This is a genomic window from Streptomyces sp. LN549, assembly GCF_043203805.1.
Taxonomy (GTDB): domain Bacteria; phylum Actinomycetota; class Actinomycetes; order Streptomycetales; family Streptomycetaceae; genus Streptomyces.
In genome coordinates, this window is the sequence record NZ_JAZHRI010000002.1 from 620016 (window position 1) to 641567 (window position 21552).

A 21552-nucleotide genomic window follows, 5' to 3' on the forward strand; every position below is an offset into this window, starting at 1 on the left:
TCGGCGCGGCAACCGGGAACAGCACCGAGGACGGTCCGCCGGGAACCAGTCCTTTCGGTCAGAGCCGGCCCGGCCCCGACGCGCCGGACGGACACATCGGCAAGGTGAACGCCCAACGTGGCCCGGTGGAAGCGGACTTCGCACCGCCGAGCCGGCACCCCGAAGAACCGCGACACCCTTTCACGGTACGGGCCACCCGGGTTCAGCCGTCGGCGTCCGCGCGCTCCCCGACCGCCGCCCCCGCGCTGCGGGCCGAGTCGGCGATGGCCTGGAGCGCGGCGACATGACGGACCAGGGCGTCCCTTCCGGCCGGCGTGAGCGAGAGCCAGGTACGGGGACGCCTGCCGACATGCCCCTTGCGGATGTGGACGTAGCCAGGAGACTCCAGGGCCGTGGCGATCTTGCTCAGCGCCGAGTCGGACAGGCCGCAGCGGTCGCGGACCGTCGCGAAATCGGCCTCGACGCAGGCGGAGAGGAAGGCCGCGACCGCCAGCCGGCTGGGGTGGTGGATGATCTCGTCGAGGGCGGACGCCGGTCTTGCGTCGTCAGCGGTCACGCGCGGGCCTGGAGCCCGCGCCGGATCCGGCCGCCGCGCGCGACGACCCTGCCCCAGGTTCCGAGTCCGGCGACCACGGCCACGACCGCGGTGCCGGCACCTCCACCGGCCCCGAGCAGGGTGCAGACTGCCCAGGCCGCACCGGCTGCGGCAAGTTGCACGAGGACCTCGACCAGGTTGGCGCGCCGGAAGCGGGCGGACAGCGGGAGCCGTACGCCGGTGGCGTACGTCCGGGTGCGCATGAGCAGCAGGAACACGACCCAGATGGCGACGGCACCCGCCCACACCGGGCCCGGACGACTCGCGTGCGTGAGCCCGTTGCCGACCACCACGACACCCGCCGCCACGGCAAGAGCTGCCAGTGGGCCGTACCACCAGGGAGAGGCCACCTGTCCGGGCAACGCCCTGGCGGACTCGACGGAGGCCAGCGCATGGACCGCTGCCCGGGCCGACAGTTCCTGGTCGTGCGGGGCGGACTCCGTAGCGCGCTCATGCGTGGACATCGCGACTGCAACACCTTCCGGACAGGAAACCTGGGGTTGCATCATCGCATGTACTTTCCTGAATGGAAAGTACATGCCGAGCGGACTGCCACACCGGGCCGGAAGCCGTCGATACCCCGGAGCCTCAGTGCGGGAGCGAGAGCTGCCTGGACACACGTACAGCGGAGGACAGCAGCCCTTGCCGGACCTGAGTGGTCCGGTACATCCGGTCCGACCGGAAGGAGATCCCGAGGGACCCGACCTGATCGCCGCTGTACACAGGCACCGCGACACAGGTGGTTCCGCGGGCGTACTCCTCCCGGTCCATGACCAACGGCGCTGTCGACGAGGCGTCGAGCTGCTGGATCAGTTCCTCCGGGCGCGTGATGGTCCGGGGCGTGAGTCCGGCGAGGGAGTGCCGGGACAGGTAGTCGGCCCGCGCCTCCTCGTCCAGTTCACGCAGCACGCTCTTGCCCAGGGCGGTCGCATGTCCGGCGTCCTCGAAGCCCGCCCAGAGGTCGACCCGTGGAGTCCTGGCGCTGTCGACGATCTCCACGACCCGGATCTCGCCGTCCACGTACAAAGTCAGATAGACGGCAGCCAGAAGATCGTTCCGCAGGGCGGTGAGAACGGGGCGCACACGCACCGCCGACTCCTGACCGTCGCGCCCCCCGCCCGGCCCGGCGCCCGCGTCGGCAAGGACGTACGTCCCGTCGCCCAGCTCCGTGACGAACCCGTCCCGGGCCAGCCCGGGAAGCAGCTCATGGACCGTGATCAGGGGAAGCCCCGCTTCCCGGGCCAGCTGCTCCGCGGTGGCCTCGCCCGCGCGCGCCCCGACGGTCTCCAGCAGGCGGAGCGCACGCCTGACGGCCGTGACAGGCTCAGGTTCGGCTTGATCGGCCATGCTCCCAAGCATCTCCCCGCGCCCCGGGAGCGGCAAGGCGTCCCACCGCGGGGCGCCGGCCGGCACCCGGCCGGAGAGGTACGCACAGCGGGTGACGCACATCGGACGGAGTGCGGACCAGGCCATGAACGCGCCGCACGGCACCATCGCGGCCGCGACGACGCGTTTCTCGGCGACAGGCCGGAAATCCGGCGTGCCGAGGGCCTCCCCGGTCGGATGGCGAGGGTACAACCCCGGGCATAGCCTGCCGGGAAGCATCGTCTTGTCAGCCACCCCACATGGTTGAAGGGTTAAAGAACTTGAGCGCCAACGGTGACGGCCAGGAACCACGGGAGCCCGAAGTCGGCCCGGCCCCGGAGGCGAAACCCGGGTTTCGCCCCTACCACCACCCTGCGGCGGGCTGGGGCGCGGCCAAGAGCGTGAGCCGCTTCCTGGTCCGCGAGGGAGCGCTGGTGGACGGCCCGCGGGCGATCATGCGGATGAACCATGAGAACACCGGGTTCGACTGTCCCGGATGCGCGTGGCCCGACGACACCAAGGGGCTGCACCTGGACATCTGCGAGAACGGCATCAAGCACGTCACCTGGGAGATGACCCGCAAACGGGTCGGGCGCGAGTTCTTCGCCGCCCACTCGGTGACCGAGCTGGCCGGATGGAGCGACTACGACCTGGAGAACCAGGGCCGGCTGACGGAGCCGATGGCCTACGACCCCGAGTCGGACCACTATGTGCCGATCAGCTGGAAGGACGCGTTCGAGCTGGTCGGGCGTGCTCTGCGTGAGCTGGACAGCCCGAATCAGGCCGCGTTCTACACATCGGGGCGGCTCGGCAACGAGGCCACGTTCCTGTACCAGTTGATGGCCCGCGAACTGGGCACGAACAACCTGCCGGACTGCTCCAACATGTGTCACGAGGCGAGCGGCCGCGCCCTCAACGCCTCCCTGGGCACGGGCAAGGGAACGGTCGACCTCAAGGACTGGGAGTCCGCCGACGCGCTGTTCATCCTGGGGGTCAACGCAGCCTCCAACGCGCCGAGGATGCTCACCGCCCTCGCCGAGGCCCACCATCGCGGCGCCCAGATCGTGCACGTCAACCCTCTGGTCGAGGCAGCGGCCACCCGCACCATCGTGCCGCACGACTTCGTGGACATGGCCCTGTTCAAGCCGACCCGGACCAGCACTCTGAATCTGCAGCCGCGCATCGGCGGCGACATGGCCCTGCTGCGCGGCATGGCCAAGGCCGTCCTGGAGCAGTCGACCCCAAGGCGCTGGACCAGGAGTTCATCGACCGCCACACCGCCGGCTTCGACGAGTACCGCGCGCTGTGCGAGGAGACGCCGTGGGAGGAGATCGAGACCCAGTCCGGTCTGAGCCGCACCGACATCCTCAAGGCAGCGCGCGTGTACCGCGAGGCTGACCGCTCCATCGTCAGCTGGTGTCTCGGGCTCACTCAGCACGAGCACGGCGTCGACACCGTCCGGGAGATCGTCAACCTGCTGCTGCTCCGCGGCAATCTGGGGCGCGAAGGGGCCGGCCCCTCCCCCGTACGAGGGCACAGCAACGTCCAGGGCAACCGCACCTGCGGCATCGACCACCGCCCCACCGACGCCTTCCTGGACCGCCTCGGTGAGGTGTGCGGCATCGAGCCGCCCCGTGAGCACGGTCTGGACACCGTCCGCACCATCCAGGCGATGCACAGCGGCGACGTGTCGGTGTTCGTCGGCATGGGCGGCAACTTCGCCCTTGCCGCACCTGACACCCCGTACACCTACGAGGCGCTGCGCGCCTGCGACCTCACCGTCCAGGTGAGCACCAAGCTCAACCGCAGCCACCTCGTCCATGGCAGCCGAGCCCTCATCCTCCCGTGTCTCGGCCGTACCGAGAAGGACCATCAGCGCAAGGGGATCCAGAGCACGTCCGTCGAGGACTCGATGAGCATGGTGCACCTGTCGATCGGAATGAAGCGCCCCGCGTCACCGCACCTGCTGTCGGAACCGGCCATCGTCGCCGGCATGGCGCGCGCGGCTCTCCCCGACAGCGCCACTCCCTGGCACTGGTACGTCGAGGACTACGACCGCATCCGGGACACCATGGCCCGCGCGCTGGACGGCTTCGAGGACTTCAACCGCCGGGTACGCCTGCCCCTCGGCTTCCGTATCAAGCAGCCCGCCCGCGAACTGGTCTTCCTCACCCCGTCAGGGCGCGCCGAGTTCTCCGCCGCCGTCCTGCCGGACGTCGTCCCCGCGGCCGGCACGCTCGCCCTGGGGACCATGCGGTCCCACGACCAGTGGAACACCACGATCTATTCCGACAACGACCGCTACCGCGGCATCAAGAACCTGCGCACGCTCGTCTTCATGAACCGGGCCGACATGCGCGAACGCGGCATCGCCGATCTCGGCCACGTCGACATCACGAGCACGGCGAAGGACGGCAGCCGGCGGTCCCTCAACGGCTACCTCGCGATCCCGTACGACATCCCCCGCGGCTGTGCGGCCGGCTACATGCCGGAGATGAACGTGCTGTGTGCGCTCAGCGACTACAGCACCCAGAGCGACCAGCCGATCATGAAACACGTCAAGGTCACCATCGGCCCCGCCGCCTGAGCGGCGAGCGGCCGGTAGGCCCGGCGCCCCGGCAGCATTGCCGCCGGGGCGCCTCTGGCCGTACGAGCCTGCCACCTGATCGTTCGGCTGCACCAGGGATCACGGGCCAGCCCTCAGGCGGCGTCGCTTCCGGCGGTGTCCTGCTGCTCCGTGGCGTTCCCGGACCCGTCCTTGCGCACCGTGCAGTGCAGCGAGTTGTCCCGCACATCGGCGACGATCGTGTCCCCGGGGTCGGTCTCGCCGCCGAGGAGCAGCGAGGCGACGCGGTTGTCGAGCTCCGTCTGGATCGTACGGCGCAGCGGTCGGGCACCGAACTCCGGCTGATAGCCGTGCGCGACGAGCAACTTCTTTGCCGCGTCGCTGACTTCCAGGGTCAGGCCCTGTGCGCGGACGCGGTGCTTGCTCCGGTCCAGGAGGTGTTCGACGATCGCCGACAGGTCTTCCTCGGTGAGACTGTGGAAGATGATGATGTCGTCGATGCGGTTGAGGAACTCGGGCAGGAACCGCCCTCGGAGGTCCTCCATCAACTCGTCCTTGAGCTCGGCCGCGTCGCCCTTGTGGGCGAGGATGCGATGGGCGCCGATGTTGGACGTCATGATGACGACGCAGTGGCGGAAGTCGACCGTGCGGCCCTGGCCGTCCGTGAGGCGGCCGTCGTCGAGGATCTGGAGCAGCGTGTTGAAGACGTCGGGGTGCGCCTTCTCCACCTCGTCGAACAGCACCACGCTGTAAGGCATGCGGCGGACCTTCTCGGTGAGCTGACCGGCCTCTTCGTAGCCGACGTACCCGGGAGGCGCGCCGACGAGCCGGGCCACGGTGTGCTTCTCCTGGAACTCGCTCATGTCGAACCGGATCATGCGGTCTTCCCCGCCGAAGAGCAGTTCGGCCAGCGTCTTGGCGAGTTCGGTCTTGCCCACTCCCGTGGGTCCCAGGAAGAGGAACGAACCCACAGGACGGTTGGGGTCCCCCATGCCCGCGCGATTGCGTCGCACGGCTTCGGAGACCGCGGTGACCGCCTCGCCCTGGCCGACGATCCTGGCGTGCATCTCCTCCTCCAGCCTGAGGAGCTTCTCCTTCTCGCCGGCGGTGAGCTGCGAGACCGGGATGCCCGTGCGGCGGGAGACGATGTCGGCGATGTCGGAAGCGGTGACCGAGACGACGCCTTCGCGGCGCTCCTCGATGCCTGCGAGCTCGCCCTCCACCTCGGCGATCTGCCCTTTCAGGTCCGAGGCCTTCTCGAACTCCTCGCCGGCGACTGCCTGGTCCTTCTCGCGTCGCAGCTTCGCGAGGTGGTCCTCCCTGCTGACGACCTCGGTGGAGCGGCCGGCGCTGCGCAGCCGTACCCGGGCGCCGGCCTGGTCCATCAGGTCGATTGCCTTGTCGGGCAGGAAGCGGTCGCTGATGTAGCGGTCGGACAGTTCCGCCGCCGCCGTCAGGGCCCCGTCGGCGAAGCGGACCTGGTGGTGCGCCTCGTACGCATCCCGCAGCCCTTCGAGGATCTGCACCGCCTCCTCGACGGTCGGCTCGGGGATGAGGACGGGCTGGAAGCGGCGCTCCAGGGCTGCGTCCTTCTCGATGTGCTTGCGGTACTCGTCGATCGTCGTCGCTCCCACCACGTGGAGCTCACCGCGTGCCAGTGCGGGCTTGAGCATGTTGCCCGCGTCCATGGCGCCCTCGCCCGTCGCGCCGGCGCCGACGACCGTGTGCAGTTCGTCGATGAAGAGGATGATGTCGCCGCTTGCCGCCTGGACCTCCTCGATGACCTTCTTCAGCCGCTCCTCGAACTGGCCGCGGTACTGCGCACCGGCCACCATGCCGGACATGTCCAGGGAGACGACCCGCTTGTCCTTCAGGGAGTCGGGCACCTCGCCTGCCACGATCCGCTGGGCCAGTCCCTCCACGATGGCGGTCTTGCCGACTCCGGGCTCGCCGATGAGCACCGGGTTGTTCTTGGAACGGCGCGAGAGGATCTCGATGGTCTGCTCGATCTCCTCGGCCCGGCCGACCACGGGGTCGAGCCTGCCGGCCTTCGCCTCCTCGGTGAGGTCCCTGCCGAACTCGTCCAGGGTCGTCGCCGGCGGCTTTCCGGCGGCGGGAGTGCCGTCCGCGCGGGCCGCCTGGTCGGTGAAGCCCCGCAGCTTCTCCGCGTCCATGTCCTGCGCGCGCAGGAACCGGGTGGCTCCGGAGTCCGGGTCCTCCAGAAGCGCGCCGAGGATGTGCTCGGGGCCGATGTAGGACACGCCGGCGGCCTGCGAGCCGGCATAGGCGGCGGCGAGGGTCCGCTTCGCCGCCGGTGTGAGCCCCGGCTGCGCGGACGGTTCGCCCGACTCCCGGGGCAGCACCTCGGCGATCCGGGCCGCGAGCGCGTCCGCGTCGACACCGGCCTGGGCAAGCAGCCGCCGCGCGGGGTCCACCTGTGTGGCCGCCCACAGGAGGTGCTCCGTGTCGAGGTCGGACGTCCCGTTCTCCGCCGCCTTCTGCGTGGCCAGGCCGAGGAGTTCGTGCGACGACTCGGTCAGGAGCCGGCCGATGGGCACGCGCTGCACGGCCGGTGGCGACGACGCGGGTGACGTCCCGAAGAACCGGTCCAGCATCTCGCTGAAGGGATCGGACGAACCGAAAGGTGAACCGAACGCCATCGACATGTCAGCTCCAGACGGGCATGGGGGTTCTTCCACTCAAACCCCATGCCCGAGGCGCCGCAAACGGAGCGGCCCCGCCCCTCGGGAACTCGGTGGTTGCCCCGGGCGACCGGAAGGACGGGCAGGTCAGACGTCCGCGGACTCCACAAGGGACCGGGGCCGCAGATCGGTCCAGTTGGTCTCGACGAAGTCCAGGCACGCGTCACGGGTGTTCTCGCCGAAGGCGATCGTCCACCCTCCGGGCACCTCGGCGAAGGACGGCCACAGCGAGTGCTGGCCCTCGCCGTTCACCAGGACCAGGAAGCGGCCCTCGGGGTCGTCGAACGGGTTGGTGCTCATATGTCATTACCTCCTCGGGTCCGACGGGCCGTGACAGCCGCATCGAGCGTGTGCGTCAGCCCGCCGGGCTGGAAGGAGCAGTCAAGATTAGGTTAGGCTCCCCTAATTGATATGAGCTTAGCCGTTCCCGCTTCCCTCTCACAAGGAGACGTTCATGCCCCCGGTGACCGAACGGATCCGTACCGCGCACGGCACGGACCTGCCCGTGGGCCGGCCCTGCCGGGCCGGCGCCGGCCGCGTCACCCTCCGGCCGTGACCGGCCCCGCCCGCGACCCGGCGGCCGCCGCCGAGAACGCCTTCGTCGAGTTCGGCCCGACCGGCACGCCCGGCACCGACGCGTTCTGGGCGGCGGCGCGGGGACCCGCTTCGGTACCGGCCGGCGACGGCGGCTGGGTGACCTTGTTCCTCTGGCGCGGGTCCGCGGCAACCATCGGCTTCGAGAGCTGGTCGGAGCCGGTGCCCCTGCGCCGGTGGGGCGACACCGACTGCTGGTACGCCCGGGTGCGCATGCCGGAACGGCTGCGGGTGACCTACCAGTTCCTGGTGGACGACGAGGCGTACGCCGACCCGTTCAACCCGGTCGGTGCCGGCGTCGACCGCTCCGTCGCCGCGACCCCGGACGCCCCGGCCCAGCCGCACTGGCCCGCCGTCGGCGCCGAGGACGTACTCCCCGTCCCGCGCACCCGGCTCCGCTGGAACAGCGAACGGCTCGGCGGACGGCGGACCGTGCGCGTCCACCCGGTGGGTGGCGGCGGACCGGTGGTCCTGCTGCTCGACGGGGACGACTGGCTGTACCTGCACCCGGCCATGAGCGCGTTCGACTCGGCCTTCGCAAGAGGCGAGATGCCGCCCGTCACGCTGGTCTTCCTCCCGGCCAAGGACCGGGCGGCCGAATTCGCGTGCGGGTCCGGGCTGTGGGAGGCGGTCCGGGACGAACTGCTGCCGCTGGTAGCGGAGTCCGGAGTGACCGCGGACCCGGGCCGGCTGGTGGTCGCGGGCCAGAGCCTCGGCGGGCTGAGCGCGCTGAACGCGGCACTCGAGTTCCCGGAGCTGGTCTCCCGGGTCGCCTGCCAGTCGGGGTCGTTCTGGTGGACACCGGGAGCGCCGGCCCTGGCGGACCCCTTGGCCGGGCCGGCCGGCGGCGCGGTGGCCGCACGCCTGCGGGAGCGCCCCGACCTGTCCGGTCTGCGGATCGCGTTCGACGTCGGGGAGCACGAGACGCGCATGCTGCCCCACTGCGAGCCGGTCGAGACCCTGGCCGAACTGGCGGGCGCGACCGTACGGGTGTCCCGGTCGGCGTCCGGCCACGACCGGGCCGGCTGGCGGCACGCCCTGCTCAGGGATGTCGCCTGGGCACTCGGCTAGGTTCGTTCGTTTGGATCAGCCCGCGGGCCCGGCATGATCCAAACGAGGGGCACTGGCGACCTACCTTGCCACCGCCCGGCAATAGGCCTCGTCGGCGGCGAGGAGGTTGCGATGGGTGTCCTCGGCCGTGATGACGCCGTCGTCCAGGACGAGGACCCGGTCGGCGGCGTCCAGTACGGCCGGGCTGCTGGTGATCACGACGGTGGTACGGCCCCGGCGCAGCTTCACGAGATTGCGCGCGATGAGCTGTTCGGTGACCGCGTCGACTGCCGTGGTCGGGTCGTGCAGCACCAGGACATCGGTGTCGGCGGCCAGGGCGCGGGCGAGCGACAGCCGTTGGCGCTGCCCCCCGGACAGGTTCGCGCCGCGGTCACGGACGCCGTGGTCGAGCCCTGCGCGGTGCAGGGCGACGACATCGGTCAGCATCGACGCCTCGACGGCCTCGGGGACCGTCCGGCTCGTGCCCGACGGATCGATGTTCGTACGGAGGGTGCCCGCGAAGATCTCGGCGTCGTACGGGTTCACCAGCATGTGCTCGCGGACCGCCTCGACCGACAGGTCCGCGATCTCCCGCCCACTGACCCGGACCGCTCCCTCGTAGTCCTGCGGCGGGACGTTCACGGCGAGGATCGACGCGAAGTCGGCTGCGGCGCGCGGCTGGTAGGCGGCGATCGCGACGAACTCACCGGCGGACACCCGCAGCTTCAGCCGGCGCAGTGTCCCGTACCGGACGCCGTCGATCTCCAGGTCGCCGCCCTCGGACGGGCGTTGCGGCCCCGGCTCCGCCACCGGCGGGGCGGACAGCACCAGCGCCATCCGCTCGGCCGAGGCGCGCGCCATCATCACGTACTTCGGCATCTCCGAGAACATCTTCAGCGGATCCATGATGAACTGCGCGAGGCCCACCGCCATGACGAGTTCCCCGATGGTGATCTGACCGTCGAACGCCAGCCAGCCCGCCGTCAGGGTCACGGCGGCGGCCAGGACCGCATTGAGGGCCTGTGCGACGCCGGCGTACGCGCCGTTCACCCTGGCGACGGTGATCGCCTGGTGCTTGGCCTCCGTGCTCACCTTCCGGTAGGACACGAACGCCGCGTGGTTGCCACCGAAGCCGTGCAGCGGGCGGAGGCCGGTGATCAGGTCGGCGACCTTCGCGCCCGCCCGTGCCACCCTGGCCTGCTGCTCCTGGGTACTGGCGCCGATCCGCTTGGACATCACGCTCAGGATCGACAGGATCACCACGGTTCCCATGATCACCAGCAGCCCGAGCCGGAGGTCCGCCAGGCCCAGCGCGACGGCCGCGACCAGGACCGCGACCAGCGAGCTGATCAGCAGCGGCACCACCTCGATGATGTCGGCGGTCGAGTCCGCGTCCTCGGTGGCGATGGTCAGGACCTCACCGGACTTCAGATCGATGTCCCTGTCCACCGGCTGGAGTCCGCACGCCGCGACCTGCACCCGCCACCGGTGCGCCTCGGTCGTGTTGGCCTTCTGCAGGATGCGCATCCCGAACCGCCACGACAGCGACACGGTCGTGATGATCACGGCCAGCGCGCCGATCGACACCCCGAGCGAACCGGAGCTCCGGTTCTGCAGGGTGTGTTCGACGATCAGACCGAGCGCGATGGGGAAGGCGGTCTCGCCGGCCTGGTACAGACCCATGAGGACGGTGCCCCAGGTCATGGCACCGACATTGCGGCGCAGCGCGGTCCGCAGGATGTCGGCTCCCTGGAGGGACCGGCGGGTGTCAGGAGTTCGCATCGAGGTGACCGGCAATCGCTTCGGGGGTTCGCAGGGTGAGCAGATCGCGGATGGTGATCACTGGACCGTACTCCCGGCGGAGCAGCCCGATCAGACGCACCGCCAGCATGGAGTGCCCGCCGAGGGACACGAAGTCACTGACCGCGCTGACCTCGTCGTCGTCCAGGTCGAGCGCCTCGGCGAAGAACTCGCACACCGTGATCTCGGTCCCGGTCTCCGGTGCGCGCTCGGCACCGGTGGTCAGCACGCCCAGCGGCCTGGCCTCCGGCAGCGCCTTGGTGTCGGCCTTCCCGTTCACGGTCAGCGGGATGCTGTCGACCTGGGCGTAGTGCGTGGGCCGCAGGAAGTCGGGGAGGGCTGCGCCCACTTCGGCGGCGACCGTGGCCGTATCGGAGCCGTCGAGCACCAGGTAGGCGGCCAGCCGGTACGCGCCGTCGACCTGCGGGTCGGGCTGGGCGACCGCGGCGGCGAACCGCACCGCCGGATGGGCGGCGAACGCGGCGTCGACCTCGCCGAGTTCGACCCGGTGGCCCCGGATCTTGACCTGCTGGTCGGTGCGGCCCAGATACATCAGGTTTCCGTCGGGCCGCCGGATCACCAGGTCCCCGGTGCGGTACATGCGCTCGCCGGGTTCACCGAACGGGCAGGCGACGAACCGGTGCGCCGTCTGCGCGGGCTGCCCGAGGTAGCCGCGCGCGATGCCGATGCCGGAGACGTACAGCTCCCCGGGAACCCCGTCCGGCAGCGGACGCAGCCACGGGTCCAGCACATACACCTCCGTGTTGTCGATCGCGACGCCGACGACCGGGTCCTCGCACTCGAAGGTGCCGACACCAAGGGTGTTGATGGTGTACTCGGTGGGCCCGTACAGGTTGTAGCCGGCCGTCCCCTCGGTCTCCGCGAGCCGCTGCCACAGGGTCGGGGTGACGGCCTCACCGCCCAGCAGCACCAGCGCGGGCCGCCGCTCGGGATGGTCGAGCAGTCCCTCGGCCACCAGTTGCTGCGCGTAGGTCGGGGTCACGTTGATCACGTCGATGCCGTGCTCCAGGCAGTACTCGACCAGCCGGGGCGCGTCGCGGCGCAGTTCCTCGTCGCAGATGTGCACCTCGTGGCCGTCGGCGAGCCACAGCAGCTCCTCCCACGACATGTCGAAGGCGAACGACACGGTGTGGGCGATCCTGAAGACCCGGTGGCCGTGCTGCGCCAGTACCGGTTCGAAGATGCGGCGCTGATGGTTGATCAGCATGTTGGTGAGCCCTGCGTACTCGGTCACCACGCCCTTGGGCTTCCCGGTCGATCCGGAGGTGAAGATGGTGTACGCGGGATGGCGCAGCCGGTCCGGGTCGTCCGGCGCGAACGTCGTGTACGGCTCGGCCTCGGGCAGCGGGCGGTCGAGCTCGATCAGGTCGCCGGTCAGCCGGGGCGACACGGCGCTCACGGTGAGGGTCACGTCCGGGCGGGCGTCGTCGACGATCGCGGCGATCCGCTCGTCCGGGTGGTCGAGCTCCAGCGGCACGTACGCGGCGCCGACGCGCAGTACGGCGAACAGCGCCACGATCGATTCGAGTGAGCGCGGGATCGCGAGGGCCACGGTCCGCTCCGGTCCGATGCCACGGCGGGCGAGCACACCCGCCACCGCACGGCTGCGTTCCCGGAGTTGGGCGAAGGTCATGGCCGAGCCATGGGCGACCAGGGCGACGCGTTGCGGGTCGCGGTCGGCCGCCCGGTCGAACCGGTCGACGACGGTGTCCGTCCCGATGTCCGTACGTTCGGCGGGCTCGGGAGCCGGTCCCGGGCCCGGCAGGGCTCCGACCGGGCCGGCCGCCTTGGCCAGGTCCTCCAGCACACGCAGGTAGTCGTCGAGGAGGCGACGGGCGTTCGCGGGGTCGTCGTCGCGGTGCTCCAGCTTGACCGTGAGCCGGTCGCCGGGCGTGACGACCCAGGTGAACGGGTAGTGGGTCGAGTCGTCGGCCCGCACCGACGTGATGCCGTGCCTGGTGTTCATGGCGGCAAAGGCGTCCAGGTCCAGGAAGTTCTGGAGCACGAACAGGTTGTCGAACAGGCTGTCGTGGCCGCCGGCCCGCTGGATCTCGCCGAGACCCAGGTGCTCGTGCTCCATCGCCTCGACCCGGGCCGTCTGGACGGCTGTCAGGTACTCCCGGACCGTGTCGTCGGGCCGGGCGCGCGTCCACATGGGCACGGTGTTGAGCAGTACGCCGACGATGCCGGACAGCCCCTCGCCCTCCCGGCCGGACACGGTCACGCCGAACACCGCGTCGCTCCGGCCGGTGTGCGCACCCAGCAGGAGCCCGAACGCCCCGGTCAGCACCGAGTTCAGCGTCACGCCGTGTGCCTTGGCCGCGCCCCTCAGCAGGTCCGACAGTTCGGCGGACATCGTGTGCACGAGCGCACGCGGCAGCGCGTCCGAGACGGCCGGCTGGGGTCCGGCGAGCAGGGTCGGGCCGGTGAGGCCGGCCAGGTGTTCCGCCCAGAAGCGTTCCGACACCGCGGGGTCCTTGGCGGCGAGTGTCCGCGCGTAGTCCTCGAAGCCCGGTGTGAGCGGGGCCGCGTCCAGGGGTTCGCCCGCGACGACGGCCCGGTAGGCGTCGAACAGGTCCCGCAGCAGGATCTCGCGGGACCAGCCGTCCCACAGCAGCAGGTGGTAGCTCAGCAGCAGCCCGTCGCGGTCGTCGGGCAGACGCACCACGGTCAGCCGGACCAGCGGAGGCACACCCGGGTCGAAGCCGGTGTCGCGGTCCCTGGCCCGCAGGGCCTCGGCCTCCGCCTCCGTCTCCAGGGTGACCGTGCGGACATCGACACGCCGGCCCGCCTTGAGGACCTGGACCGGGTTCCCGCGGTCGTCGGTGGTGAAACCCGCACCCACGACCGGGTGCCGTGCGATCACGTACGCCATCGCCTCGGCCAGCGCGTCGGTGTCCAGGCGGCGGTCGAAGGTGAAGTAGCTCTGCGCGACGTAGTGCCCTGCCGTGCCCGCCATCTGGGCCTGGAAGTACAGGCCCCGTTGGAGGGGGGTGACCGGTGCGGTGCGCTCGGCCGTCGCGGAGGCGTCGGCGATGCGCTCCAGGGCGCTCCGCCAGTGCCCGGTGATCTCGTCGGGGATGCCGTCGGCGAGGGCGAAGGCCGCGTGCAGGCTTCCGGTGGTGTCGTCGGTCCACGCGTTGACCTCGACGGCGTACGGGCTGCCCTGATCCGCGCCCGTGATGTGCGGAGCCTGGGACTCGCCGCCTCGGCCGAGGTAGTTGAACAGCACCTGCGGCTGGGTGGTGAGCAACGGGGCCGTCTGCGGGTTGAGGTACCTGAGCCGGCCGTAGGCGACGTGCCCGTCCTCGTCCGGCTGACGTGCGGCTACTTCGCGCGCCGCCTCGACGGGGTCCGTGTGCGCGGTGAGCCGGACCGGGGCGATGGCGGTGAACCAGCCGACCGTACGGGTGTAGTCGTGGTGTTCCAGGACGGGGACGCGGCCGTGCCGCTCCAGATCGATCGCGAGATCGGTGGGCGAGGGCTGGACCCGGGTCAGCGCGGCGCGGAGCGCTCCGCACAGCAGCTCGGTGAGACCGACGCCGAGTGCGGCGGGCGCGGTACGTGTCACCCGGTCGCTCACGTCGGGCGTGAGCACGACGGTGGTCTCGCGCAGGCCCTCGACGGAGGGCAGCAGCGCGGGCGCCCCGAGCGTGGTGAGCCAGTCACCCAGGCCGGTCACCTGGGCGGACCTGGCGCCCATCGCTTCGGCGTACTCGGCGTAGGACGTGGTGGGCGGCGCCAGGGGCGCCCCGCGCAGGGCTGTGTCCAGGTCGTCCAGCAGGACCAGCCAGGACACCGCGTCGACGGCGAGGTGATGCACGGTGACCACGAGGGTCCGGCTCGCGGCGAGCCAGGAGAACGCGATGACGCTGCCGGACTCGGGGTCGAGACGCCCGGCGGCATCGTTCGCGGCCGTCGTCACGTCGGTCGTCTCCGCCTCGACGACGGTGACCGCACGGCCGGGTCCGGTGCGCAGGGCCCACACCCCGTGCTCGACGTCCAGCTTCAGCCGGAGGACCGGGTGCGCGGCGACGACGGCCCTCGCGGCGCGTTCGACGTCGGCGGGCCCGGCGCCCTCGGGAAGCACCAGCGACCTTGCCTGGGCGAACCGGGCGAGCGAGCCGCCCAGTTCCCGCCGGCGCAGGATGACCGGCGTCGGGACCACCGGGCCGTCCTCACGGCGGACGGGACCGATGGCCGCGGTCTGCGGCGTACGCGACTCCAGCTGCTCGGCGAGCGCACGTGGTGTCTTGAACAGGAAGACGTCCCGCGGTGCGATCGACAGCCCGAGGGCCCTGGCCCGGTTGATGACGGTGATGGCGAGGATGCTGTCGCCACCGGCCATGAAGAAGTCGGTGTCGGCGTCCACGCCCGAGCCCGGCAGTGTCTCGCCGAAGATGCCGGTCAGTGCGGCGAGCGCGGAGCCGGTCGCGCCCTCCGGGACGGCGTCTCGCGCGGCACGGCCGGTCAGGGCCTTGCGGTCCAGTTTGCCGTTGACCGTCAGGGGCAGCGCGTCGACCGTCAGCACCTGGCCCGGCACCATGTGCCCGGGCAGCTTCGCGGCCAGGAGGCCGGTGAGGTCATCCGGCGTCCGGCCCACGAGATGCGCGACCAGATGGTCGCCGCTGTCCGCCACGGTGACGGCCACGTCGACCACTCCGTCGAGCTCCCTGATCGCGGACTCCACCTCGCCGGGCTCGATCCGGAATCCCTTGAGCTGGACCTGGTCGTCGGCCCGGCCGGCGAACTCCAGCTCGCCGTCGAGCGTCCGGCGGGCGAGGTCGCCCGTGTGGTACATGCGGGAGCCGTTGCCCACGAACGGGTTCGCCACGAACCGGCCCGCGGTCAGCCCCGGCCTGCCGAGGTAGCCGAGCGACACCTGATCGCCCGCGACGTAGATGGCTCCCACCCGGCCGGGCGGCACCGGCCGGAGCAGGTCGTCGAGCAGATAGGTGTCCAGTCCGGGGATCGGACCGCCGATCGGGCTGACAGCGGTACCGAAGTCCTCGTCGGTGAGCACCCGGTGGGTGACGTGCACGGTGGTCTCGGTGATGCCGTACATGTTGACCAGCTCGGGCGAAGCGGTGCCGTACCGATCGGTCCAGTCGCGCAGCCGCACGGGATCGAGTGCCTCGCCGCCGAAGATGATCCGGCGCAGCGCGGTCACCGGTTCACCGGCATGCCGGTCGGCCTCGACGAACCGGTAGAACGCCGACGGGGTCTGGTTGAGCACGGTGACTCCGCGCTCGCGGACCAGCCGGTGGAAGTCCACCGGGGAGCGGGTCAGCGCGTAGTCCGGCACCAGGAGCTCGGCGCCATGCGCCAGCGCGCCCCACAGCTCCCAGACGGCGAAGTCGAAGGAGTACGAGTGGAACTGGACCCACACGTCGTCCGGGCCGAAGTCCATCTCGGGCCGGGTGTTCGCGAGGAGCGTCACCACCGCGGTGTGCGGGACGACGACACCCTTGGGCCGGCCGGTCGATCCCGACGTGTAGATCACGTACGCGGGATGGTGCGGGCCGGGCTGCCCTGCGGTCACCGGCCCCGGCCCGCCCGTCTCCCCGTCCGCCTGCGGCAGTTCGTCCCCGAGCACGAGGACACGGGCCTGTACGCCCGCCCGGGTCAGCAGGCCGGTGAACCGGTCGCGCTGCTCACGGTCGACGAGAACGGCCTGCGGTGCGGCGTCGGCGAGGATGTACTCCAGCCGTTCGTCCGGGTAGGCGAGGTCCAGCGGTACGTACGCGCCGCCCGCGGTGACGATCGCGACCAGGGCGACGACCTGTTCCAGGGAACGCGGGACGGCGACGGCGACGCGTCCGCCCGTTCCGACGCCGGCCGCTCGCAGCACCACAGCCAACTCGTCCTTTGCCGTGGCCAGTTCGCCGTACGTGAGCGACCGGGTGCCGCCGTCGAGGGCGCACTGGGTCACGGCTGCGGCGGTCGGGTCACGGTGTGCGGCGGCGTCGAACAGCGCGCCCAGTGTCGTCGGGACGACGGGCGCCGGACGCCGGACGTCCTCGGCTGCCAGGTCCTCGACCAGGGCGTCCGGCCGGGTGAGCAGCCCGGTGAGGGTGCGGGTGAACGTGCGCAGGATCGCCTCGGCGCTCGATTCCCGGAGCAGCTCCCCGTCGTAGATCAGGTTGAAGCGCGGGCGTCCGTCACGTGTGCGCTCCACCACCAGCGTCAACGGATAGTGCGGGGCTCCTTCGTTCACGATGCCGCTGATGACCAGCTCGTCGTCGGGACCGCGCAGGGAGGCCACGTCGGTGGCCACGTCGAACACCACGAGGGTGTCGAAGCGGGCGCCGGCACCTGCCTGCCGGACGATCCTCGCCAGCGAGACGTGCTGGTGCGGCAGCACGGCGCTCTGGTGGTCCCGCACGGAGGCGAGCAGGCCGGACGCCGTCGTGGTCGCATCCCACCGGGCGCGTACGGGGATCGTGTTGATGAACAGACCCACCATGTCCGCGATGCCGGGCACATCCGCGTCCCGCCCGGACACCGTGGAGCCGAACACCACGTCCTTGCCGTGCAGGAGGCCTCCGAGCGTCACCGCCCAGGCGCTGTGCACGGCGACGCTCAGCGGCACGCCGGCCGACCTGGCGGCCCCGTCGGTGTCGTCCGCCGGTTCCACGGCCGTGTCGGCGAAACGGTCGGACGGGGTGTGCCCCTCGGCAACCAGCGAAGGTCCGGGCAGACCGGCGAGCTGGTCACGCCAGACTCGGTCGCTCTCGTCGTCGTCGCGTCCGGCGAGCCAGTGCACGTAGTCGGGGAAGCCGCCGACTTGATAAGCGGTCCCCGGCCGGTGGTACTCGGCGAGCAGCGTGCGGAGCATCGGCGGTACCGACCAGCCGTCGGCGATGATGTGGTGCACGGTCTGCACCAGCACGTGACGTCCGGAGCCCCGGGATATGAGCGTGTAGCGCATCAGCGGGCCGGTGGCCAGGTCGAACCCTGCGCGACGGTCACGCTCGGCGTAGTCGTGGATCTCGGCGTCCGTGATGCCGGGACGGTCCAGCGTGGTGAAGGGCGCCTCGGCGTCGCTCTCCAGCACGGAGACGACGCGGCCGTCGGCGAGGGCCACGAACCGTGCGGCCAGGTTCGGGTACAGCGTGAGCAGCCGGGTGGCAGCCGCCGCGAGCCGTCCGGTGTCCACCTCGCCGTCCAGCGTCAGCAGCTGCTGCTCCACGTAGCTGCCCACCGAGTCGTCGTCGAAGACCGAGTGGAAGTACAGGCCCTCCTGCAACGGGGTCAGCGGCAGGATGTCGCGCAGTCCGGGACCGTCCAGCGCGTCGACGTCCGTCTGGGTGAGAGGCACCAGGCCGAAGTCGCTGGGAGAGTGGCCGCCCTCGTCGAGTGCGGCCAGTCCGGCCAGGGCTCCCCGCAGATACCCCCCGATCGTCGTGATGTCCTCGTCGGTGAACATGCCGTCGGGCCAGGAGATGGTGGTGACCAGTTCGTACGCGCCGGTCGCCGCCGGTTCTGCGATGAGGTTGAACTCCAGGGCGCGCGGCAGGCGCATCCTCGGGTCGCGCTTCTCGCCCAGCTGTCCCGCGGTTCCCGCGAGCTGCCAGTCCCCGGAGGTGTCCGAGTCGAATCGGCCCAGGTAGTTGAACAGCACCTGGGGTGCGGGCGTGTCGAACCGGGTGCCGGCCAGGTACCGCAGGGCGCCGTAGGAGACACCGTTGCTCGGCACTCGGGCGAGGTCCTCCTTGACCGCCTTGAGCGCGGCGGCCAGGTGGGCGGGTGAGGTGGGATCGGCTGCCGCGCCGGGATCGACGGTCACCGGGAACAGGGTGGTGAACCAGCCCACGGTCCGGGACAGTTCCGGCTCGAAGCCCGCGGCGTCCGCCACGAACCGTCCTTCGCGGCCGTGGCCCTCCAGCTCGATGTGAGCGAACGTCTGGTCCTGCCCGAGATCTCGGCGCCACCTCGCGAGGGCGACGGCGAGCGCGGTCAGCAGCACGTCGTTCACGCCTGCGTGGAACTTCGCGGGAATCTCGCTCAGCAGCGCGGCGGTGACCTCGAGTCCGACCGTGACGGTACGTTCCCGTTCCCGGGCGACGGTGTCGGCCTCGGACAGCGGGCGCCTGCCCAGCGGTCCGTCCGCTCCTGGCAGGGGGCGCCCGAAGTGGGCACGGTCCGCGTCGAACGCGGTACGCCCGAGCAGCTCCGTCCAGCGCCGGAACGAGGTTCCCACCGGGGGAAGTTGGACCGGTGCACCGGCAGTGAGCTGACGCCATGCAGCGGCCAGGTCCTCCATCAGGACCCGCCAGGACACGCCGTCGATCACCACGTGATGCACGACCACGACCAGTTGCCGTGCCTCCCGGCGCCAGACGGCGCGCAGCATCACGCCGTCGTCCGGGTCGAGCCCGTCGGTGGCGAGCGCGATGCATGCGTCGAGCGGCCGGTCGCTCTCCTGCCACCCGGCGACGGCCCCGTCAGCCTCGGGTATGTCGAAGCTCCAGCGGTCACCGCGTACCAGTCTGGCCCGCAGCATGTCGTGCCGCCGGACCAAGGCGGTGAGGATCTCGTCCAGGGCGCCGGCGGTCAGGTCCGCCGGGGTGTTGAGCACCACCGACTGCACGAAGCCGTCGACCGCGTCCGTGGTCCCGCCGAGCCACTGAACGATGGGCGATCCCACGACGGACCCGGTGGCCACGTCGTCGTCCTCCACCGGGGACACGTCCTCCCGGCACGCCACCGCGGCGAGCGCGCCCACGACGCCGTGGGTGAAGATCTGCCGTGCCGTGACGTAGAGACCGGCGTCACGCAAGGCGCTCAGCAGGGAGATCGCCAGAATGCTGTCCCCGCCGAGCCGGAAGAAGTCCTGGTCGACACCGACCTCGTCCAGCCGCAGCACCGCGGCGACGGCCGCGCAGACCACGCGCTCGTTCTCTGTGGCGGGCGCGGCAACCGGCCCGTCCGAGATCACGGGCTCCGGCAGCGCCGCCCGGTCGAGCTTGCCGTTGGCGGTGAGCGGGAACTCCTTCATCACGACGGTGTGGGCGGGCACCATGTACTCCACCATGTGCTCGACGGCCCACGCCCTGACCTCGTCGGCATGCAGGTCCTCGCTCCCGGCCGCCGGGATCACGTAGCCGACCAGGTAGGTGCCGCCCGCCGAGTTCTTCCTGGCGACGACGCAGCTGTGCCGTACCCCGGGGTGTTCCGCGAGACCTGCCTCGACGTCCTCGATCTCCAGGCGCATGCCGCGGATCTTGATCTGGTTGTCGGCCCGGCCGAGGAAGTCCAGCGAGCCGTCCGGGGCGAACCGGGCGAGGTCGCCGGTCCGGTACAGCCGGGAACCGTCCCCGGCGAACGGGTTGGCCACGAAACGGGAGGCGGTCAGGCCGGGCGCGTTGACGTAGCCGCGCCCCAGGAGGAACCCGCCCACGTACAGTTCGCCGCCGACCCCGACCGGGACGGGGCGCAGTTCGTCGTCCAGTACGTAGAGCTGGGTGTTGGGATTGGCCTTGCCGATGGATGTCGACAGCCGTTCCGCCGCTCCCCGGTAGATGACGTGCGAGACGCCGATCGTCGTCTCGGCGGGGCCGTAGCCGTGGTACATGGGGATGTCGAGCCGGGTGCGGAAGCGCTCGTAGAGCTCCGGGGTCAGCACCTCGCCGCCGCACCACACGTGCCTGAGGCTGTCCAGCCGTCCGGAGTCCCCCGCCATCTCCAGCAGGACGTCCAGCATGGACGACACCAGGTAGGTGAAGGTGACGCGCTGCTCGGAGATCACGCTCAGCAGGTGGTGCGGGTCGCGTTCGCCGCCCGGCCGCAGAACCACCAGCCGGCCACCGCACACCAGCGGCAGGAAGATCTCGTTGATGGAGATGTCGAAGGACAGCGGCGCCTTGAACAGTGAAGCGTCGTCGTGCCCGAAGCCCAGGATCTCGTCGACCTGCCACAACAGGCGCTCGCTGATGGCTTCGTGACGGATCATCGCACCCTTGGGCCGGCCGGTGGAACCGGACGTGAAGATCACGTACGCCAGGGCGGGGCCGGGGACGGCGATCTCGGGCCCCTCGACGGCGTGGGAGGCGAACCTCCAGTCCGCGAGGTCGACAGCGACGGCCTCCGGCTCGCCCGGGCCGTGCTCGCCCGAGCTGTTGAGCTGGAGCACGACCCTGGCGTCCTCGACGACGACGGCCCGGCGCGCGGCGGGCCACACCGGATCGAGCGGTACGAACGCGCATCCCGCCTGGAGCACACCGAGCAGCCCGATGACCATGTCGGCGGAACGGGCCAGCGAGATGCCGACGACCTGTTCGGCGGTGAGCCCGCGCTCGATCAGATGATGGGCCAACTGACTTGAGAGTTCGACTGCTTGACGGTAGGTCAGTGAACGGTTCTCATCCACGATCGCGACGGCGTCGGGCCGCGCCCGCGCCTGCTCGCGGAACATCTCCACGATGGTCGGACGGGCCCGTCCGGCCTCGGTGTCGTTCCACTCGGCCAGGGCCTCGATCCGCGCGGCGATCCCGGAGGGGCCGATGGTCCCGAGGGGCCGGTCGGGGAAGTCCGCGAGGTCGTCCAGGGCGAGCTGCGCGTCGGCCGCCGCGACGCCGTCGGGAACGGCGATGCCGCGACCGTCCGCACCGAGCTCCCAACCACCCCTCACCGGACCGCCGTTGTCGACCCACCCGAGGACGTCGGCGAAGAGGGTGCCGGGGACGAGGTCGATTCCGTCGGGGCTCCGGCCGGTCGCCCAGTAGGACAGAGCGACGGCACATGCCGTGGCGAGGGTCCGGTCGCTGTAATCGCCGGTTCGCCGACGCAGGCCCGCCAGGCCCGCGTCGGAGAGCAGTACGGGACGAGTACCCGGTTCCATCATCGAAGACTCCGCT

The 21552-nt window shown here is 71.0% G+C and carries 8 protein-coding genes and 1 pseudogene; 2 read left to right on the forward strand and 7 right to left on the reverse strand.

Going from position 1 to position 21552, the window contains the following annotated elements; genetic code table 11:
- Positions 1–202 precede the first annotated feature (202 nt).
- The 3 genes from SH922_RS02875 to SH922_RS02885 all read right to left on the reverse strand — a co-directional run bounded on the left by SH922_RS02875 (position 203) and on the right by SH922_RS02885 (position 1942).
- Complete coding sequence (locus SH922_RS02875; RefSeq protein ID WP_393054324.1) at positions 203–556, reverse strand: winged helix-turn-helix domain-containing protein; 354 nt, start codon at positions 554–556, stop codon at positions 203–205.
- A complete protein-coding gene (locus SH922_RS02880; protein WP_393054326.1) occupies positions 553–1059 on the reverse strand; it encodes a hypothetical protein in 507 nt (168 codons plus the stop codon). Before SH922_RS02880 ends, SH922_RS02875 begins: the two co-directional genes overlap by 4 nt.
- A 124-nt stretch (positions 1060–1183) precedes the next feature.
- On the reverse strand, positions 1184–1942 hold the full coding sequence (locus SH922_RS02885) for an IclR family transcriptional regulator (protein WP_393054328.1): 759 nt from the start codon (positions 1940–1942) through the stop codon (positions 1184–1186).
- 278 nt (positions 1943–2220) lie between these two features.
- Here SH922_RS02885 and SH922_RS02890 point away from each other — a divergent pair.
- A pseudogene (locus tag SH922_RS02890) lies at positions 2221–4547 on the forward strand (FdhF/YdeP family oxidoreductase).
- Positions 4548–4660: 113 nt separating this feature from the next.
- Here the strand turns inward: SH922_RS02890 and SH922_RS02895 are convergent.
- Both SH922_RS02895 and SH922_RS02900 read right to left on the reverse strand, forming a co-directional pair.
- Positions 4661–7192, reverse strand: coding sequence for an ATP-dependent Clp protease ATP-binding subunit (locus tag SH922_RS02895; protein WP_393054330.1), 2532 nt, complete (start codon positions 7190–7192; stop codon positions 4661–4663).
- A gap of 123 nt (positions 7193–7315) precedes the next feature.
- The gene (locus SH922_RS02900; RefSeq protein ID WP_393054332.1) at positions 7316–7528 is read right to left on the reverse strand and encodes an MbtH family protein; all 213 of its coding nucleotides are present in this window, start codon (positions 7526–7528) and stop codon (positions 7316–7318) included.
- A gap of 252 nt (positions 7529–7780) precedes the next feature.
- Between SH922_RS02900 and SH922_RS02905 the strand changes: the two genes are divergently transcribed.
- Entirely contained in the window at positions 7781–8893 is a 1113-nt protein-coding gene (locus SH922_RS02905) for an alpha/beta hydrolase-fold protein (protein WP_393054334.1), read from the forward strand.
- A 60-nt stretch (positions 8894–8953) separates the two neighbouring features.
- Here the strand turns inward: SH922_RS02905 and SH922_RS02910 are convergent, their stop codons facing one another.
- A complete protein-coding gene (locus tag SH922_RS02910) occupies positions 8954–10654 on the reverse strand; it encodes an ABC transporter ATP-binding protein (RefSeq protein ID WP_393054336.1) in 1701 nt (566 codons plus the stop codon).
- Positions 10641–21539, reverse strand: a complete 10899-nt coding sequence (locus tag SH922_RS02915; protein WP_393054338.1) for an amino acid adenylation domain-containing protein — start codon at positions 21537–21539, stop codon at positions 10641–10643. The genes SH922_RS02910 and SH922_RS02915 overlap by 14 nt, the downstream gene beginning before the upstream one ends.
- Positions 21540–21552 lie beyond the last annotated feature (13 nt).

Bases quoted from the DNA above. Each gene is read 5' to 3' on its own strand.
- SH922_RS02895 (WP_393054330.1), bottom strand. From the start codon at position 7,192: ATGTCGATGGCGTTCGGTTCACCTTTCGGTTCGTCCGATCCCTTCAGC.
- SH922_RS02900 (WP_393054332.1), bottom strand. From the start codon at position 7,528: ATGAGCACCAACCCGTTCGACGACCCCGAGGGCCGCTTCCTGGTCCTG.
- SH922_RS02915 (WP_393054338.1), bottom strand. From the start codon at position 21,539: ATGATGGAACCGGGTACTCGTCCCGTACTGCTCTCCGACGCGGGCCTG.
- SH922_RS02910 (WP_393054336.1), bottom strand. From the start codon at position 10,654: ATGCGAACTCCTGACACCCGCCGGTCCCTCCAGGGAGCCGACATCCTG.
- SH922_RS02880 (WP_393054326.1), bottom strand. From the start codon at position 1,059: ATGTCCACGCATGAGCGCGCTACGGAGTCCGCCCCGCACGACCAGGAA.
- SH922_RS02885 (WP_393054328.1), bottom strand. From the start codon at position 1,942: ATGGCCGATCAAGCCGAACCTGAGCCTGTCACGGCCGTCAGGCGTGCG.